This is a genomic window from Microcoleus sp. S1D4, assembly GCF_036700765.1.
Taxonomy (GTDB): Bacteria; Cyanobacteriota; Cyanobacteriia; order Cyanobacteriales; family Microcoleaceae; genus Microcoleus.
The window spans coordinates 77,672-95,454 of sequence record NZ_JAUBPP010000014.1; the positions used below are offsets into that span (position 1 = coordinate 77,672).

Sequence of the window (17,783 nt, forward strand, 5' to 3'; positions counted from 1 at the left end):
GCACTCAGCTATGCAAAGCCCGATCGACAATACCTAGCGGTTGAAAGTGCCGATCGAGGCAAACTCTCACTCCGGCGGATAGGGTTTGACTCGATCGGGCGGTTAAGACTCGGTTATGCTCTTGAGTCCGCTGGGAGGGGACATCGTTTGACAACACCAGGTTTCAACCGCTGTTTGAGCTTCGGGATATCTAGAAATTAGCTCACTGTGGATTTAGTTGAGCTCTGAGTGTCTCAATTCGTTTGCGGTTAACTCCTAAATCCGACTGTCCCAGACGCGATGCCGATCGCGCGTGAATGACTTTTGCGCCATCATCTACCAAAAATTCCACGTCATCGACAAACCCCATCAAAGGACTCGTGAACTCCGCATAGAGGTAATTATCAGTTGCAGTGATAATTTTAGTTTTCCCCGACGACTCGATCGCCCCTTTGAGCTTTGCCATTGCTTCTGTAGGCGACGAAGTGTAGGCCAAAGGCTCAATTTGGTGTTCGGCATCTTGACTAAAGCTGCTGACGCAGTTAGGCGAAGCAGGGCACGCTGCGAGTTTTCCTGACACAATACCGATATTGGCGGGTTTTTTTCCAGCAAACATTGTTTTTTCTCCGGGAATTAGGATAAAAATAGCGATCGACAGTACCGCTACCGCTAGCAGTGATATTAAAATAACTAGGACTCTTTTCAATGCTTGAGGCGATTTTGTTTCAACTGTCTGCAAAGGATTATCCCTCCTGAAAGTGCAAATTCATTCTAATTTTAATATTATTAATTGAAATTGACCTCAAAAAATCAAAAAACTTTACCTTGTTCTTCAATCAACCAATAAGTCAACATTGTTCCTTTACCTTTTACCGAAATCTCACCCCGTTCTTCAAAAACAAACCGAGCTTTTAATCGCTCGTAAGTTGTCGCAGTCACTTGAATTTTACCCGGCAATCCGTTCGACTCCATCCTAGACGCAACATTCACAGTATCCCCCCACAAATCATAGCTAAATTTGCTAATTCCAATAATTCCCGCCACCACCGAACCGCTGTGAATTCCGATCCGCAATTCAAAACTTTCTCCAACTTTAGTATTAAAACTTCTCAAAGCTGCCTGCATTTCCAAAGCTAAAAGTGCGATCGCCTCAGAGTGATCCTCCCGCACCGTCGGCAAACCTCCAACCACCATATAAGCATCCCCAATCGTCTTAATCTTTTCCAACCCGTGCAACTCAGACAACCTATCGAACTCCGAAAAAATCGCGTTCAAAATTTCTACCAACTGCGTCGGACTTTTGTGAGCAGAAAAATCTGTAAAACCCACCAAATCAGCAAACAATACCGTCACATCATCAAAATGATCCGCTATCAACTTTTGCTCTTTTTGCAAGCGATCGGCAATAGGTTTCGGTAAAATATTCAGCAGCAATTTCTCTGTTTGCTCTTGCTGCAATTTCAGCGCTGCTTCAGCTTGTTTCCGCTGAATCAGCGAACCTAGCTGCATCGCAACCGCACTCACCAATTCCAACAAGCGCGGCTGACATTCCAGATTGTTTTCTTGATAAAAAATCAAAATTGCTAACACTTGATTGTCTGCCAAAATTGGCACACCAAAAGCCGCTTTTAACCCCACATTCATCGCAATTTGCGATTGTAAAAAAACTTGTTCTGGTGCAGTAGAAACATCCTCTATCCATTCAGACTGCTGCGACTGCCAAATCCTCCCCGGGAGTCCCACACCAGCAGCAAAAGTTAACTCCCAATTTGTCTGTCGGAATTGGGCAAAACTCGAATCGCTGACGTACCTACCTGTAGCGCATTTTAAAACGCCCTCACTGCAAGGAATCCAAGCTTCGCCCAGATTCCATTCAATAGTTTGGCAAATTAAACCTAAGATCACATCTATAGCCGACTCAAAACTCTCAGATTTACTAATAGCTTGAGTAGCCTTCAGCAGCAACCTCGTTTCCATTTCCACCTGGTGACGTTCGGCAATTTCCTCGTGCAACTGGACATTTTTAGTCGTCAATATTTGATTTTTTTCTTGCAATTGCATTTGCAAGGAACGCACAGTCAGTTGATTGCTAACTCGCGCCAATACTTCTTTTACCTGAAAAGGTTTTGTGATATAATCTGCTCCGCCCACCTCAAAAGCTTGTGCCTTATTTATTCCTTCTTCTAGCGCGCTGAGAAAAATAATCGGAATTTCTTTAAATTCCGGTTGTGATTTCAATTTCTTACAGAGTTCGTAGCCGTCAATATCCGGCATCATAATATCTAGCAAAATCAAATCTGGTACGCTAGATTGAATTGCATCTATAGCAGAAAAACCGTTGGTAACAGGTCGGACTTTATAACCATTTTTTTGCAGAATTCTAATCAACAAACGCAGATTATCTGGCGTATCATCAACTACTAAAATATCTGCTTGATAGTTTTCAGTTTGTTCCGCCTTCATCTGCATTATTTGATTCCTCCGCCTCGGTAATTAAATTAAGAATTTTCTGATAATCAAAATTATCGAGATGCCCCTGGAGGATGTCGGAAAATTCACGATGAGCATCCCTTATTTCCTCGATTGTCCTGGAAATTAAGTCAAAATCAGCATTACGGATTACCTGCTTCATCTTCTCTATCCATTCTGCGGGAAGTGCAGGTAAATAAGCAAGCGCAACAATAGAGGGAGAGTTAGATAGATTATCGCCCCTTGACATCAAATAAGTCGAGGGAGAGTAGAGATACTTGACCCCTAAGTGTTGGTTGAGGCTATTAAATATATCATTTTTGCGGAAAGGTTTGCTAATAAAATCGTCGCAGCCGACTAATAAAGCAAAGGATCGCCTGCCTTCAATTGTACTAGCAGTCAAAGCAATAATCTTCGGAATCGGGGATTCAAACTCACAAACACTCATTGGAGCCTTGCCTTGCTGCTTTTGCTCTCTCTGCTGTATTCGGGTTCTAATTTCTTTAGTAGCTTCGTAGCCGTCCATCACTGGCATTCGCACATCCATCAAAATTAAATGCGGCTGCCAGTTTTCCCAGATTTCTACTGCTTCGCTGCCGTTGCTGGCTTGTTGCAGCACAAAACCCAAAGGAGAAAGCATTTTGACTAAAAGTTGGCGGTTGTCTTCGCGATCGTCCACAATTAAAATCCGGTAGCAAGGTTGATTTGGTTCCAATCCCGTAACTTCCAGGTTAATTTGTGGTTCGGGAATATCCGCAGCATAAACCGCACCGACTGGAATCTCAAATTTAAAACTCGTGCCAATTTCCAGTTGACTTTCTACGACGATTTCTCCTCCCATCAAGCGGACAAATTGACGGCTGATAGTCAATCCTAAACCAGTACCTTTCTGAGCATTTTGACCCGAAGTCGTCTGCACGAATGCCTGGAAAACATTGCCCACTTCTTCGGGAGAAATGCCTACTCCTGTATCTTTTATTTCAAACTGAAGGAAAACCATCGGTTCTGAGTTTAAATCTTCAGTATCCTTTGTCAATTCAACTATTGCTAATTCCCTGGAAGTTATGGCGAAGTCCCGAATACTTGTTGCGGTATCAAACATAACTGTAGGTCTATCTAATAAATCTACTATTCCAGAATATTTTAACTTTCTAATTCTTAAAACTATTCCGCCTGTCGGTGTGAATTTAACGGCATTGCTGAGGAGATTTATCAGGACTTGCCGCAGTTTAACCTCATCGGTTCGCACGTACTGGGGAACGTCAGCCTCGCGCTCGAAAAGCAATTGCAATTCTTGACTCTGTGCTCGAAATTGAAACATATCTTCCAAGTCATCAAGCAAGCGGTAGAGGTCGAAGTTTTTCGGGACGACCGCCATCCGTCCCGCTTCGATTTTTGACAAGTCTAAGGCTTGATTGATCAGAGTCAGCAAGTGTTCGCCGCTGCGGTGAATAATTCTTAAATTTTCTCGATTTTCAGCAGAAAAATTGGGGCTTGGTTCCATGATTTGTGCAAACCCGAGTATGGAATTGAGAGGGGTTCGCAACTCGTGGCTCATATTAGCAAGAAACGTGCTTTTAGCTTTGTTTGCTGCTTCAGCAGCTAAGGCGGCTTGTTGCAGTTGTTCTGTGCGTTCGTCAATTTGGACTTCTAAGGTGTGCTGGTAGTCTGCTAGTATTTTTTCGGCTTGTTTGCGATCGCTAATATCTTGAAAAACTGCGATCGCATAAGTAATATTTCCGCTAGCGTCAAAAATCGGTGTGGTATTGATCTCGATCGCAATTATTTTGTCATCCTGACGGATTTCTACATCGTCAACCCTGACAAATTCCCCTTTCAGCGCGCGCAAAACTGGCAAATTATCCGGCGGGTAAAGCTCATCAGTATTGGCAACATAAAGTTGATAACTTGCAGCTAATTGTTCCGCTGTGCTTTCCGGGATCGTGTCTGCACCCAGCAAATCCCGCGCTGTCTGGTTAAAATAGGCGATCGAGCCGTCTGGATTGTAAACAGATACCCCCACTGGTAAAGCTTCTAAAAATTGATTCAGGCGGCTTTCACTCGCAGACAGCGCCGCATTTACTTGCTTCAACTCCTGATTTACTTCTTGCCGTTTCAGGATTTCATCTGTTAACTTTTGGTCTTGCAAATAACTGTGAACAGCTTCTACTACCGTTAATTTCAAATCTTCATTTTGCCAAGGTTTAGGGATATAACGGTACAACTTAGCATACTTAATAGCATTGCTCAAAGCTTCCAAATCTGCTTGGCCCGTCAGCATAATCGTCAGCGTATCCGGCGAGCGTTCGTGAATTTGCTTGAGCAATTCGTCCCCTTTAATATCCGGCATGATATAATCGGAAAGCACCAAAGCAATCTCGTATTCATCTGCCTGCAAATCTGCCAGCAACTCTAAAGCATCTTCCCCTCCTTCCGCCGTTTCAATAATACAACTATCCCCGATCGCCTTTTTCAGCTCAATCTTTAAACTCTTCAAAACATCAGGTTCGTCGTCAATACAAACAATTACAGGTTTTTTCATAACTTGGCCAGCCCAGATTTTATTGTCTCTATTAACTCTTTGCTACTCCAAGGTTTGTACAAACAGCAGTATAAATCGGCTTTTTTGACTGCCCGCTCAACTGCCGCTGCATCCGCTTGTCCCGTCAACATCACCGTAATAATTTTAGGATATTTTTGGTGAACTTTAATTAAAAGTTCGTCACCTTTAATTCCCGGCATCAGCCAATCAGAAACAACCACAATCACCTGAAATTTTTCTTGAAAATCCTCAAGTAAATCTAAAGCTTCATCACCACTTTCAGCCAATTCGTAAAAGTAATCATCTTTAAATTCATTCTTGAGCTGCATCTTGAGAGTATTCAAGATATCTGGTTCGTCGTCAACGCAAAGGATTACAGGCTTACTCATTTGTTTAATCGCTGTTGGGATTTTAGCCAGCGGGCTTGCGAAAATTACTTGCTGCTAGGTGATTGATTTCAGGCGAGCAGACAAGGTATCTATCCCCCATCTTATACCATTTTCCATTGGAGCATAGGAATTGTCAATTTGGAATCATTCATGACATAATAGTAGGGAGCGCCGGTTTAAATTTGCCTTCTTTTTTAAAAAAAAGTAAGTTTTATTTAATAGATTGGCAGCGACACTGTAAAGGTTGTCTGCCCCGGTACAGATTCTACATCAATTGTGCCTTCGTGTTTCTTAACAATTTTTCTCACAATATCCAATCCCAAACCGCTACCTTCCCCCGCAGATTTAGTCGTAAAAAATGGCTGAAAAATTTTGGGAATAACTTCTGGGGGAATACCTTTGCCATTATCAGTAAACTTGAGAATAATATTTGCCTCTTGCTGCTGAGTCTCTAGAGTCAAAATACCTTTATAATCCATTGCTTGCAGGGCATTGTGAATCAAATTCGTCCAAACTTGATTTAAGTCATCGGGATAGCAAGTTATTTCGGGTAGATTTCCATAATCTTTAACTACTTCTATACCGTGTTTCAGTTGATTTTGATAAAGAGTTAACACCGTGTCAATACCGTCGTGCAAGTTCGCATGGACTTTTTCTTGCTTGTTATCGAAATGAGCGTAACTTTTCAAGGCAAATACTACTTTCCCCGACTTAGCTGTCGCTCTTTGGATCAGGCTAATACTTTTTTTAAAGCTCGAAAATTGATAAGCAGTATTGAAAACTACTTCCCAATCAGGCAATTTGAAAAATGGCAACAACTGTTCTATGTTGTCGTAAATTTCCATATCAACTAAAGTATCAGCAATTTCATCAGGGGTTGGAACCGATTCTGCAGTCAAATCTCTAATCAACTGCTGCTTAAATTTGCGTTTCTCCCTACTGGTAAATAAATTTGTTTGATTGGTAGATCGGTAAAGTAAACTTAAGAAGTAACCTTTACTTTCTTCAGAAATCTCTTGAAAAAATTGAGGCATTTTGGGTAAATTATCGTCCCAAAAATTAGCTATGTTATCAATAGAGGAACCTATAATGCCCAGGGGCGTATTGATTTCGTGGGCAATGCCGGCAATCAGTTGTCCTAGTGCAGCCATTTTTTCCGATTGAATCAAATGCTCTTGGGTGGCTTGTAGTTCCTGGATCGCAGTTGCTAAATCTTGATTTTTTTCTTGCAAAATTTGTTGTAGCGAACAAATTTTTAAATGAGTTTCGATCCGGGCTAAAACTTCTTCAACTTGAAACGGTTTGGTAATAAAGTCCACTCCCCCAACTCCAAAAGCTTTGACTTTATCCATCACGTCATTAATCGCACTGATGAAAATCACCGGAATATCTTTTGTGATTTCAGAATCTTTAAGCTGCTGACAAACTTCATAACCGTCCATTTCTGGCATCATCACATCGAGCAACACTAGATCTGGGGGCATTTTTTGAGCTGCAGAAAGTGCTAGTTTGCCGTTGGGAACCGGGCGAACTTTATAGCCTTTTTCGCTCAATATTCCTGCCAGCAATCGCAGGTTTTGTGGCGTGTCATCTACTACTAAAATATTAGCTCGATTAATGTTAGTCAAAGTTGAATTCATTGGGTATTTACTGTTTTTGGCTGCGAGAAATTGTGTTTAAAATTCTGTCGTATTCAAAATTATTAATGCAGTCTTGAAGCGCGTCCGCAAGAGAGGGGTTGACAGTGCGAACTTGTGCGATCGAACTGGCGATCGCCTCCATGTCCACACTCAAAATATTTTGCTTGAATTGAGCCATCCAATCGTCGGAAACAGAGGCGATCGCCTCCGGTGTCAGTATATCTTGACTTGAGTCCCCTAAACCTGTCGCGCTGACGGCAGTTGAATCTTCATAAATATAGCGTACTCCTAAATGTTTACCCATTGCCACAAAGATATCCTCTTCTCGGAAGGGTTTACGCATAAAATCATCGCAACCGGCCGAAAGAATCACCGCCCGTTCTTCCTCCAAAACACTAGCAGTCAAAGCCACAATCGCCGTTGCTTGCCCGCTAGTTGTAGTTTTAATCTGTTTCGTTGCCTCGTACCCGTCCATCACAGGCATTCTCATGTCCATCCAAATCAGATGCGGTTCCCACTCCATAAAAATATCCACCGCTTCTTTACCATTACTTGCTTCTCTCAACTCAAATCCGAGCGGACTCAGAAGTTTTACCAAAAGTTGACGGTTCAGGGGTTTGTCGTCCACAATTAGCAAGCGGTAACGCGGCTGATCGGGTGCGAGGGCAACAACTCGAACTTGAGTTTTTTTGCTTTCAATATCGGCAGTTTCCACCAGATGAACTTGGATGTCAAACTGAAATATTGTGCCATTTTCTAGCTCGCTGCTAACAGTAATTTCACCTCCCATTAATTGTACAAACTGTCTGCTGATCGCTAAACCTAAGCCAGTTCCTTCCTGAGAATCTTTACCTGTTTGTGTCTGTACGAACGCTTCAAACAAATGAGGAATTTCCTCAGCAGCAATACCTGCACCAGTATCTTGAACTTCAAAATGCAGCCAGTAGCGACCGGGCAATTGGTTAAGGCTGTTTTTGTGTAGCTTTCCTCTTCCTGCTTTGACTTGCACCGACACTCCCCCTTCGGAAGTAAATTTAATTGCATTGTTGAGCAAATTAATTAAAACTTGGCGCAATTTGACTTCATCGGTGGAAATATAATGGGGAACTTCCGCCTCTCGATCGAAGATTAAATGCAAGCTTTTTTCCTCAGCTTTGAGCGCAAACATATCTTCTAAATCGTCTATTAATCGGTATAAATCGAAGTTTTTTTCATAAATAGTAGTACGTCCTGCTTCGATTTTTGACAAGTCTAAAACTTGGTTTATTAAAGATAGTAAATGTTCGCCACTCCGCAGGATAATTCCGACATTTTCTTGATTTTCTTGAGACATAGTTTTACTGCGGAGCATGACTTGAGCAAAGCCGATGATTGCGTTTAGGGGCGATCGCAATTCGTGACTCATATTGGCGAGAAATGTACTCTTAGCTTTGTTTGCTGCTTCAGCCGCTTCTTTCGCCTGCTGCATTTTGATTTCCGCTTGTTTGCTATCAGTAATATCCTTAATAAAACCTTCGTAGTAAAGTAGACTTCCGGCGACATTGCAGACAGCGCGAGAATTTTCAGAAATCCAGATAATGCTGCCATCTTTGCGGTAAATTTCCGATTCAAAGTTAGCCAGTATTCCGTACTCGTTCATCAGCGTAATAAATTCGTCGTGGCGATTGGGATTTACATAAAGCTGGTTATTGAAATTCGGCTGGGATGCGATTAGTTCTTGCGACGATTCGTAACCGTAGAGGTTAGCTAAAGCGGGGTTAGCGCTGATGTATTGTCCGTCAGCAGCAGTCTGAAAAATGCCGTTTAAAGCGTTTTCATAAATGTTGCGGTACTTTTCTTCGGCTTCCCGGAGAGCGTTTTCTGCTTTTTGGCGATCGGTAATATCGCTCGAAATCGACAGAAAACAAGGTTCTCCGTCAATTTCGATGGTTTCAATAGACAGCAGCGCCGTTCTTTCTGTACCGCTTTTATTGCGAAACCTGAGTTCGTAATTGTGAATAGCCGTTTTATTTTTTAACATTTGAATCATCCGATCGCGCTCTGCCAAAGTCGCCCAAAAATTCAGTTCAACCGCTGTTTTTCCAATAATTTGATCGTGACTATAGCCCATCATCCGGCAAAAGCTGTCATTAACTTCAATGTGACTACCATCACTGATTCTCGTGATCGTAATCGCATTGGGACTGGAACGAAAAGCCTTAGAAAACTTTTCTTTTGCTTTCACAAAATCGGCGGTACGTTCTGCAACTTGTACTGCTAAATTTTGGTTGTATTCGGTTAACAGTTTGTCCGCCTGTTTGCGTTCAGTAATATCTTGAAAAGCGCACATTCCGTAGATAATGTTGCCTCGATCGTCGTAAATAGGAGTGCCCCAAACTTGCAGGGGAACAATTTTGTCAGTCAAGTAGATTTCAACGTCATCAACAGTGACACTTTTGCCCTGCAAAGCGTTTAAAACTGGGTCGCGCTCTGCTGGATAAATTTCCTGAGTACCAGCTAAATTAACTCGGTAGGATTGTCGCAAATTTTCAGAGTTTGCTGCTATAATTCCTTGACCTAAAAGTTGCTCCCCTGTAGGATTAATATAGTGAGGTTGACCATTTGGCTCGACAATAAAAATGCCAATCGGTACTGCATTTAGAAATTGTTTTACTCGGTTTTCGCTTTCTAAAATCGAAGTAAATGAGTGCTGTAATTGCTCTGCCATGCTGTTAAAAGCAGCCGCAAGTTCTCCGAGTTCATCTTCGCGATTCAGAGCGAGCTTTGTATCCCATTCATTCTTTGCCAAAGCTTTCGCCGCTGCATTCAATTTTAAAATCGGCTGCACCACCCATTTAGCAGTAAAAATTCCTAGAATTGTCGCTACGATCAAAGCTGCAACCGACAGCAAAACAGTCGTGCGGGTATTGGCGTTAATTTGCTCCATAAAGTCGGACTCTGGTACAACTACGACAATCAGCCAATCCAACCCCCGATCGTCTTTAAAAGGAGTTACCTCCATAAAATTGCGCTTTCCGTCAATATCAAAAGTAAGCTGTTGAGAATTTTTGATTTTAGCTAAGCTTTGGTAGGTTTTTTCTAAATGCTGTGCGGTTAGGCGAATTACGGGATTTTTGCTGACTGAAGCTTGGACGCGCTTTGCTTCTTTACCTTCCACTGCGAATTTTTCGCCCGCCGTTGAAGAGGCAATTAACATTCCCGATCTTTCCATCACAAAAGTTTGCCCAGATTTACCAATTTTGAGGCTGACGAGAAATTGTTTAATTTTGGAAAACAGCAAATCGCTGCCAGCTATTCCTAACAGCTTCCCCGCAGCATCGTAAATAGGCATAGCAGCAGTAATGGCTAGCTCTCTTGTCAAAAAGTCTGTATAAATTGGACTCCAGATAGGTTTTTTTGCGAGCGCCGCTGCTACGTACCAAGGACGAATTCGCGGGTCGTAAATATTATTAGATATTTCTACTAATTTAACGCGGTTTCCTTGAGAATCACCAGTATATCGAGCTAATTTATTGCCAGTAGATTTGTCAGCAGCAGAGATGAGAATCCGATCTTTAGTGCGAATTGCTCCAGAGTGTTCTCCATTTTCTGTGGCTACGTAAATGATGCTTATTGTATCAAAATATTGAATTTGTTCGAGGAAATGAAGTTCTAATTTTTGTTTGTCTTCGAGGTTCAACTGCCCCAATTTTATGCCTTGAACGTTGAGGTGATTGACAATGTGGGGAATTGACATATAGTTTTCCATGCGGTCTTTGATGCGATCGCTAATTTCTCCCCGCAACTGAGCTGCTACATCGTTAACCGCCCGCTGACCGTTTTGGAATGATAGCCAACCGACAACTCCTACGGTGCCGACAATTTGCACTAAAAAAGGCACTACGAGCACTGTTTGTAATGGAACTTTACCTAACATTTTGGTGGCAAAGCGATTCAGCGGTTTAGGAAACATATTCATCCTAAGAATAATTGAAATTGGCAAGTGAAATTAGTAGATGTTAAAATTTTGGAGCGATAGACGAGCTAGTTTTATTGAATCCGGTTACTTACTTAAAAAAAAGTGGGGAGCATTTGGGACTTTTTACAAAGCCCCAGATGCTCCCGAGAGATTATTATGAGTGCAGGGCTGGGATTTTACCTTTTTGACAAACGTACAGGCATTCATTAATATTAATATACCGTATTTTTGCGGAGAACAGGTGATTGGGCGCGATCGCCCTATCGGTAGCTGCCGGCCCCCCTAAAACTGCTTTTACTTGCGATTCAACTCCACCCTTTCGCCGTAACGCAACAGCATATCCAAACTCTCCAAACGATTTTGCCAAGTTTGTACCTGATAGCTATTGTCCCGAGAATGCAGCCGCATCAAAGATGAAAACTGAGATTGAAAATTTGCCAACAATCTTTTAGCCGTCGCTAAACTTTCACCCGAAGGATTTGCCGCCAATTTGCTCAAAGCTTGCGCCAATTCATCCGATCGACTTTGGAGAACTTTCAGTTCAGATTCCGACACCTGCAACTGATTGTTAGCCAACAAAAAACTCCATTCCTGCTTGAGAGCAGTATAGCGCGAAGCCGCGGCTGCAAACGGCTGCCGGTAAGGAATCGGTTCTGCAGCATTCGTAGAACGCACCCCTCGCCCTTGAGTGCGGTTAAAAAAGCCTTGCATGGCGCTGCTGATACTTTCCACCGCAAAAATAGCATAGCCCCCTGTCGGCAAATCGCGCAAAGCTTGAATTTGGTCGATCGCCACAACTTGCGGGAGAGTCAACAACTTAACCGACGGAGAAATCAAAGCCGAACCGAGCATTTGTTCCTTCGCCAACGGTTCCGTAACGCGCTGAAGTCGGTTAGTATCCAAAGCATAAGTCATCGGCACAATCAAATCTACAATACCCTGACGGGCCCAAACTTCCCAATTTTGCTGAATTTTGTAAATCCGCTGACTTTCTGGGTGAGGAAACACCGCCACCGACAGAATTGTGCGGGGAGAATTCGACCCCAAAAGCCGATAAACTTCAGCGACAAAACTATTAATTTGATTAGTTTTAAATTCAACCCACTGCCGCCACAAACTGCCGTCCTTGGGGGAAATATTCACTGGATCTGTACCAGTCAACTGTTTGAATTGCTGCCTCGCCACAGCACCGTAGCCGTAGGTAAAACCCGCGTTATCATTTTGAAAAGGATAGCGAATGTAGTCTAACTGTACTCCATCTACTTTGTAGCGGGTGGCAATTTCGTTGATAATTTGGAGTAGATAACTGCGCGCTTCCGGGTTTGCTGGATCGATATAAAATTTACCGTCATTAGGATTTTGGATGCGTCCTTTATTGTCAATATTTGCCCAACTTGGATGAGCGGAAAGCACCGGGCCAGGATAAGAATCAGGTTGACCAATTAAAGCATTGTGGCGTTTATTTCCGGTGGCAAAAATCCAAACCCAAGCGTGCAGTTCCAGGCCTCGCTCGTGGGCTAATTTAACAGCAGATTCCAGCGGGTCCCAGCCAACTGTGAGGGGGTTTTGTTGGGGTGCAACTTGACTGGGATAAATTGGATATCCGGCATTCACAGTTTCAAAGAAAACGGTATTGATACCAGCGGCGGCGAGCCGATCGAACACTGCGGCCAAACCTTGTTCAGATCGAGCGGCCACGATCGTACCGCGATCGAGCCAAACCGCCCGAATTTCCGCCCCGACGCGCGGCCCTTCCTGGGGGTAATTTTGCCAGAGTAACTGGCGCGCTTGCACCCACTGCTGTCTGGCCTCGGCGTATTTTTGTTGTTGCAGGAGTTGGTCAAAATTTTGCAAAACCTCCCGCGCGTTGGCGATCGCCCGCATCATAGTCCCTGGTATCACAGACGGACGAATGGCGGCTGGGCCGCCGGCACTGTTGCTTCCAGCCACGAGTTGAGCGGGGTTAGGAGCACTGAGATTGACGGCGGTATTCCCGGAATTAGATGCTGTCAGGGCGCTTTCAAACCTACCGAGGAGGTTGGTGAGTTCTTGGCGCATCAAGTAGGCTTCAATGCTGACGATCGGCTGATTGGAATTTGCCTGCACGTCCAAACCCGCCGGCGCTGACTGATCTGAAGGGTCTGTAAAATTTGCGGGGACTGGTTCGGGAAGCGAGGGAGCAGGAGAAAGTGTGCTCAGCGGGGTACTGCGCGGCGCAGGGGCGGTGTTTCTTGGGACTCTGGAGGGGGGGGGAGAAGGAAGTGGGAGAGCAGCGGCTGTTGGCGCTGTTGCGGCGGAACCGGTTGTGCCTCCCCAGCGGGCGATCGAGGCCTGCAGCCAAGCTTTGTCTAAATTTGACGAACCGTCGGTACCCCAGCGCCAGCCGAGATAGGTAGCGCGATCGGTGGCGATCGCCGCCGAGGAACCGGAACTATTTTTCCAAGTCGCGACTGTTTGACTGTTGGCGTCGGCGGGAATCAGGACACCGCCTAGAACTGAGCCGTTTTGTTGTTGGGCCGGCATCCAATTGCTAGAAGTATTACAGGCGAGATCCCGACAGCGCGCGCGCGGTTGTGGTACCGCCGGCTGGGTTAACGGAAAAGCCCAATAGGCCCCAAGGAGCGATCGTAAAGATTGGCGCACCAAAGCCGGGGAACTGCGCCCTACAGGGCCAGAAGCAATCAAACGGCCGCCCTGGGATGCCCAAGCTTCTAAAACTTTAATTTGCGCCGGGGTCAAAGTTTCTATGTTGGGCAAAAACAGGACGTTAACGCCTGCTAAATCCGCCGTACTTTTGATTTCTTCGAGATTAATTGGTTTGTAAGCAATGCCGCTTTCCCAGAGGCGCGTGGTAATTTTTACCCAGTCAGGAGAATTTTCGGAACTGCGAACAACGCCCAGAACTACTTCGGCGAAACTGGGTGAGGGAAATAGAATGAATGTATTTAGTAATGTACTCGCTAGGGTTCCAATCAAGACTCTTTGCAAGAAGGTGAAAAGGCGATTTTTTTGAGTCTGAGAGATGGTTTTAGGCGTTTGACTGGTTCTTTTGAGCTGTTGCATTGACACGAGAATTACCCACCACACCGCTTAATAAAATTTTAATAACAATTTAGATCGATCCGCACCATACAATTTTTTCTTCTGTCGTGCAACGTGCGATCGGGAAAATATACGATCGCCCGCTGAGGATGGGAGCGCATTCGATCGCAAATTTTATCCTAAACTCAGATTGCGCGCGATCGAACAACCGCCATAAAAAAGGTTCGATTGTTCGGACTTTAGTCCGCAAAAATCAGGACTTTAGTCCGAACGATCGAACCTTCACTACTGAATTGCAGTTTCATTTACCGGGAATCGATCGATCAACTGCATCGCCCGACAAGCATTCCTCCGCAAAGAATCCGAAACGTGAGGAACATGAGGAATCTGAGACAAGAAATCCAAAGTCCGGCGCAAAATTCGCACCACATCTCCTTCATCCAAACTCGTATGACTAATCAGTTCCAGCCATTCCACACCCAGAGCCCACTGTTCCACCAAAGTCACTAAATCCCGTTCCAGCCAAATCGGGATCGCAGCTTCGTGGCGGTACTGCACTTGAAACAACCGGCGGCGCAGGCCTTTTTGCAGGTTGTCCAAAGGTGCTAAAACTTCCGGCGACAGCGAGTAATGAGTCCAACTGTCAGGCCTGGAAACTTCTGTAACCAAGGCCGCGCAAGCAGCAGCGAGGTGGTGGGGGTCGAGTTCGTCAAACTCTGAAGACATCAGGGACAAACCCAGCCACAGTTCGTTATCGCCGCGAATGGCGGCGCAGGCTTGGCCCAAAACTGTGGGTACTAACCTGTCGGAGGAGTCGTCTCGGTTTCCATCTGCCGAAATTACTCTTTCCAAACAGCCGAAGTTTAGCAAGATGTCAATTAAGTTGAGAAATTGCTCCCAATAGCGAGCTCGCTGCTTTTCTAAGTCTTGTTCGCTTTTGCGGATTTCTTTTTTCAATTCTTCCCGGCGGCGCTGGCGTTTGAGCAAAGTACCGGGATTGCCCCATTCTAGAACTGGGTGAATTTCTAGTCGATCTTCTAGGGCTGCGATTTTCTGCAGTTGCTCGATCGCCTCCGGGCTCGGTTCTGGTGGGGGCAATTCTGGGATCGATCGGGCAATTGCCACGGTTTCTTCGGTTCCCAAGCGACACTGGCCGAGTCTCAGAGTCAGTTCGGCCGGGGGGATCAAGGTATCTGCGACACTCAAGCGAGGTAGTTCGGCGTGGAGGGTGGCGACATCGCTAATGGCGACGATGTACCAGCGGTTGTCTTTACCCAAGCACACCAAGTTTGGTGCTTGGCCCGAACCTGCGATTTTGGCAACTAAGATGGCGGGTACGGGGGTTGCGTGCGATCGTTTGGCTGTCGGAACGTGCTTGCCTTTGAGACTCAGAACCGTGCCGAGCACTGCAAAAGACACGGCTACGGACATCTCCTTAATGCGCGCTTCTTCTGCTTGCTGCAATAAAATTTTGAGCAAACGTTTGTCTTCTTTGAGTCTTCCCTGCAATTTTTCGTAATCGGCGAGTTGTTTTTCTAGGTAAGAGACATTACCTCCGGCCGCCAGGGATTTGTCGATCGCCACTAATTCTGTTTCCAGTCGGTCTAATTCTGCTTGCTGCGGCTGCAAGTACAAGGTAGACAGGTATTGACCGAAACTGCGCTCTACTAACTCTTGAGCTTCATCGATCGTGTGAGTTTGCAGCAAATTCAGCACCATGCCGTAGCTGGGCGTAAATTGACTGGCGAGGGGGTCGGCTTTGGCTGTTGCCAAATAAGAGGCTTCTTTTGCACCTTCAAAGCGCGTCTGAACTGCGACAACGTGCCCCAGTTCGTCCATCCCACGGCGACCGGCCCGACCGGCCATTTGCAGGAATTCTGAAGCGTTTAGCAGTCGGTGTCCCTTGTCGGTGCGCTTGGACAAGGTGGAAATGACTGTGGTGCGGGCGGGCATATTAATCCCGGCTGCGAGGGTTTCGGTGGCAAATACGACTTTAATCAAACCTCTGCCAAAGAGTTCTTCTACTAAGCCTTTCCAAGCGGGTAAAATGCCTGCGTGGTGGGCTGCGATGCCTTTTAAAAGTGCTTCTTTTTGACCTAAGCGTTCTGCTTCTGGGTTTCGCTGTAAAAAATCGTCAATGATGCGTTTGAGTTCGGCTGTTTCGGCTTCGTTAACCAGGGATAAATTTCCGACTTCTGCGACTGCTTGGTCGCACCCGCGACGGCTGAAGATAAAGTAGATTGCTGGTAGCATATCTCGATCGTCCAACCGGCACAAAACATCGGTCAAACTGGGAGTGGGAATGCTGCCTCTTTCTGCTTTTTGCTGCTTCTTTTTGGGGACTAACCGCGGATTAGCTCTTTTGCCGGTTTCGTCTAGCAGGGGAAATATGCCTTTTTGATTGGCAAAGTGGAATTGCAGGGGTACTGGTCGAAAGTCTGAGTAGACTAGCTGTGTGGGCCCGTGAACTTTGTTAATCCAGTCTGTGAGTTGGTCGCTATTGGCGACGGTGGCTGAGAGGGCGAGCAGTTGAATTTCGCCGGAACAGTAAATGATCGATTCTTCCCAGACTGTACCGCGCTGGCGATCGTTCATGTAGTGACATTCGTCGAGCACTACGGTTTCGACTCCGGTGAGGGAAGCGCCGACTGCTCCGATCGGCGTACCGTAGAGCATATTCCGAAATATTTCCGTAGTCATCACCAAAATCGGCGCATCTCGATTGACAGAGATGTCGCCCGTGAGCAAACCTACGCTGTCGTCTCCAAATTGCCTGCGGAAGTCGCGCAGCTTTTGGTTGGAGAGAGCTTTTAGGGGAGTGGTGTAGAACACGCGCCGCCCCCGGAAAAGTGCTTGATGGATGGCGTATTCGCCGATTAACGTTTTCCCGGAGCCTGTGGGAGCGCACACCACAACGGATTTACCTGCATCGAGGGCGGCGATCGCCTCTCTCTGAAAGTTATCTAGCTCGAATGGAAATATGGTCTTCAGATCCAGCTCTGGGCGGTTCTGGGAATTATCTGGCACAAGGATTATTCTGAGGTTGCAGGGTAATTATGCTTAAATCTTGCTGAAAGCAAGGCAGCAGAGGACTGTATTGATTTTAAACCTTTGTCAGCCGATCGGCACTTAAAGGAAGAAGAGAGGGGGCATGGGATAATTTTTCTTTTGCTTTCAATTGTTGCCTAACTCAACTTTCAGCACTCAAGTCCTGAGTACAAACTTACAGCGCTTTTGAGGTATTCAGGTGCGCGACAACTCGGTTGCTGCAGGCTTGGGCCTCCTGTAGGCCCTGATTCCCGGTTGGGAGTGCGTACTGAATCGGCCTGCAATCTGCTTTTTGCGATCGGCAAAATTTTAATTTTATGACATATTATTTTATGACCTCATGTAGATTTTGGCTTAATTTGAGAAACCGGGTTTTTGGCAAAAATACCGACTCAAAACCTGTAATCCCGGTAAAACCCGATTTCTTGGCACGGCGGCGGTTCATAAATCGGGTTTTTTACGACAATATTTCGCGTCACAGATTCTCTAAAACCCCGGTTTATTCGATCGCAAATGCCCCAAATTAATGCCGCAAATTAATACCACAAATTTACGCTTTGCACGCAAATTCTCCGGCGGTTGGAAACCGCTCCTACACAGACGAAACCTGCCTCCGCAGGTTGGAAAATTCACATTTCCCAGCAAATGCCCCGGCGGTTGGAAACCGCTCCTACACAGACGAAACCTGCCTCCGCAGGTTGGAAAATTCATATTTC

At 45.3% G+C, this 17,783-nt stretch carries 9 protein-coding genes; all 9 read right to left on the reverse strand.

The genetic code is table 11. The annotated features are described in order from the left end of the window. Positions 1–4 precede the first annotated feature (4 nt). The 9 genes from QT998_RS16150 to QT998_RS16190 all read right to left on the reverse strand — a co-directional run bounded on the left by QT998_RS16150 (position 5) and on the right by QT998_RS16190 (position 17,046). Positions 5–154: a hypothetical protein gene (locus tag QT998_RS16150; protein ID WP_333089954.1), complete on the reverse strand. Its 150-nt coding sequence runs from the start codon at positions 152–154 to the stop codon at positions 5–7. Between the two features lie 48 nt (positions 155–202). Beyond that, positions 203–718 (reverse strand): DUF1499 domain-containing protein, encoded by a 516-nt coding sequence (locus QT998_RS16155; protein ID WP_333115232.1) that lies wholly within the window; start codon positions 716–718, stop codon positions 203–205. A 71-nt stretch (positions 719–789) separates the two neighbouring features. Beyond that, positions 790–2,448: an adenylate/guanylate cyclase domain-containing protein gene (locus QT998_RS16160; RefSeq protein WP_333089957.1), complete on the reverse strand. Its 1,659-nt coding sequence runs from the start codon at positions 2,446–2,448 to the stop codon at positions 790–792. After that, positions 2,423–4,990 carry a response regulator gene (locus tag QT998_RS16165; protein ID WP_333115231.1) on the reverse strand — a complete coding sequence of 856 codons (2,568 nt, stop codon included), beginning with the start codon at positions 4,988–4,990 and terminating at the stop codon, positions 2,423–2,425. The genes QT998_RS16160 and QT998_RS16165 overlap by 26 nt, the downstream gene beginning before the upstream one ends. Then, on the reverse strand, positions 4,987–5,379 hold the full coding sequence (locus QT998_RS16170; protein ID WP_333089960.1) for a response regulator: 393 nt from the start codon (positions 5,377–5,379) through the stop codon (positions 4,987–4,989). The genes QT998_RS16165 and QT998_RS16170 overlap by 4 nt, the downstream gene beginning before the upstream one ends. Positions 5,380–5,594: 215 nt before the next feature. Beyond that, the gene (locus QT998_RS16175) at positions 5,595–7,019 is read right to left on the reverse strand and encodes a hybrid sensor histidine kinase/response regulator (protein ID WP_333089961.1); all 1,425 of its coding nucleotides are present in this window, start codon (positions 7,017–7,019) and stop codon (positions 5,595–5,597) included. 7 nt (positions 7,020–7,026) lie between these two features. Then, complete coding sequence (locus tag QT998_RS16180) at positions 7,027–10,971, reverse strand: PAS domain S-box protein (protein ID WP_442921981.1); 3,945 nt, start codon at positions 10,969–10,971, stop codon at positions 7,027–7,029. Between the two features lie 300 nt (positions 10,972–11,271). Next, positions 11,272–14,040: a family 10 glycosylhydrolase gene (locus QT998_RS16185; RefSeq protein WP_333115228.1), complete on the reverse strand. Its 2,769-nt coding sequence runs from the start codon at positions 14,038–14,040 to the stop codon at positions 11,272–11,274. Positions 14,041–14,304: 264 nt separating this feature from the next. Then, a complete protein-coding gene (locus QT998_RS16190; protein WP_333115226.1) occupies positions 14,305–17,046 on the reverse strand; it encodes a DEAD/DEAH box helicase in 2,742 nt (913 codons plus the stop codon). Positions 17,047–17,783: the final 737 nt, after the last annotated feature.

Coding starts and splice junctions, on each gene's coding strand:
- QT998_RS16160 (WP_333089957.1), bottom strand. CDS start 2,448: ATGCAGATGAAGGCGGAACAAACTGAAAACTATCAAGCAGATATTTTA.
- QT998_RS16165 (WP_333115231.1), bottom strand. CDS start 4,990: ATGAAAAAACCTGTAATTGTTTGTATTGACGACGAACCTGATGTTTTG.
- QT998_RS16170 (WP_333089960.1), bottom strand. CDS start 5,379: ATGAGTAAGCCTGTAATCCTTTGCGTTGACGACGAACCAGATATCTTG.
- QT998_RS16175 (WP_333089961.1), bottom strand. CDS start 7,019: ATGAATTCAACTTTGACTAACATTAATCGAGCTAATATTTTAGTAGTA.
- QT998_RS16180 (WP_442921981.1), bottom strand. CDS start 10,971: ATGTTTCCTAAACCGCTGAATCGCTTTGCCACCAAAATGTTAGGTAAA.
- QT998_RS16185 (WP_333115228.1), bottom strand. CDS start 14,040: ATGCAACAGCTCAAAAGAACCAGTCAAACGCCTAAAACCATCTCTCAG.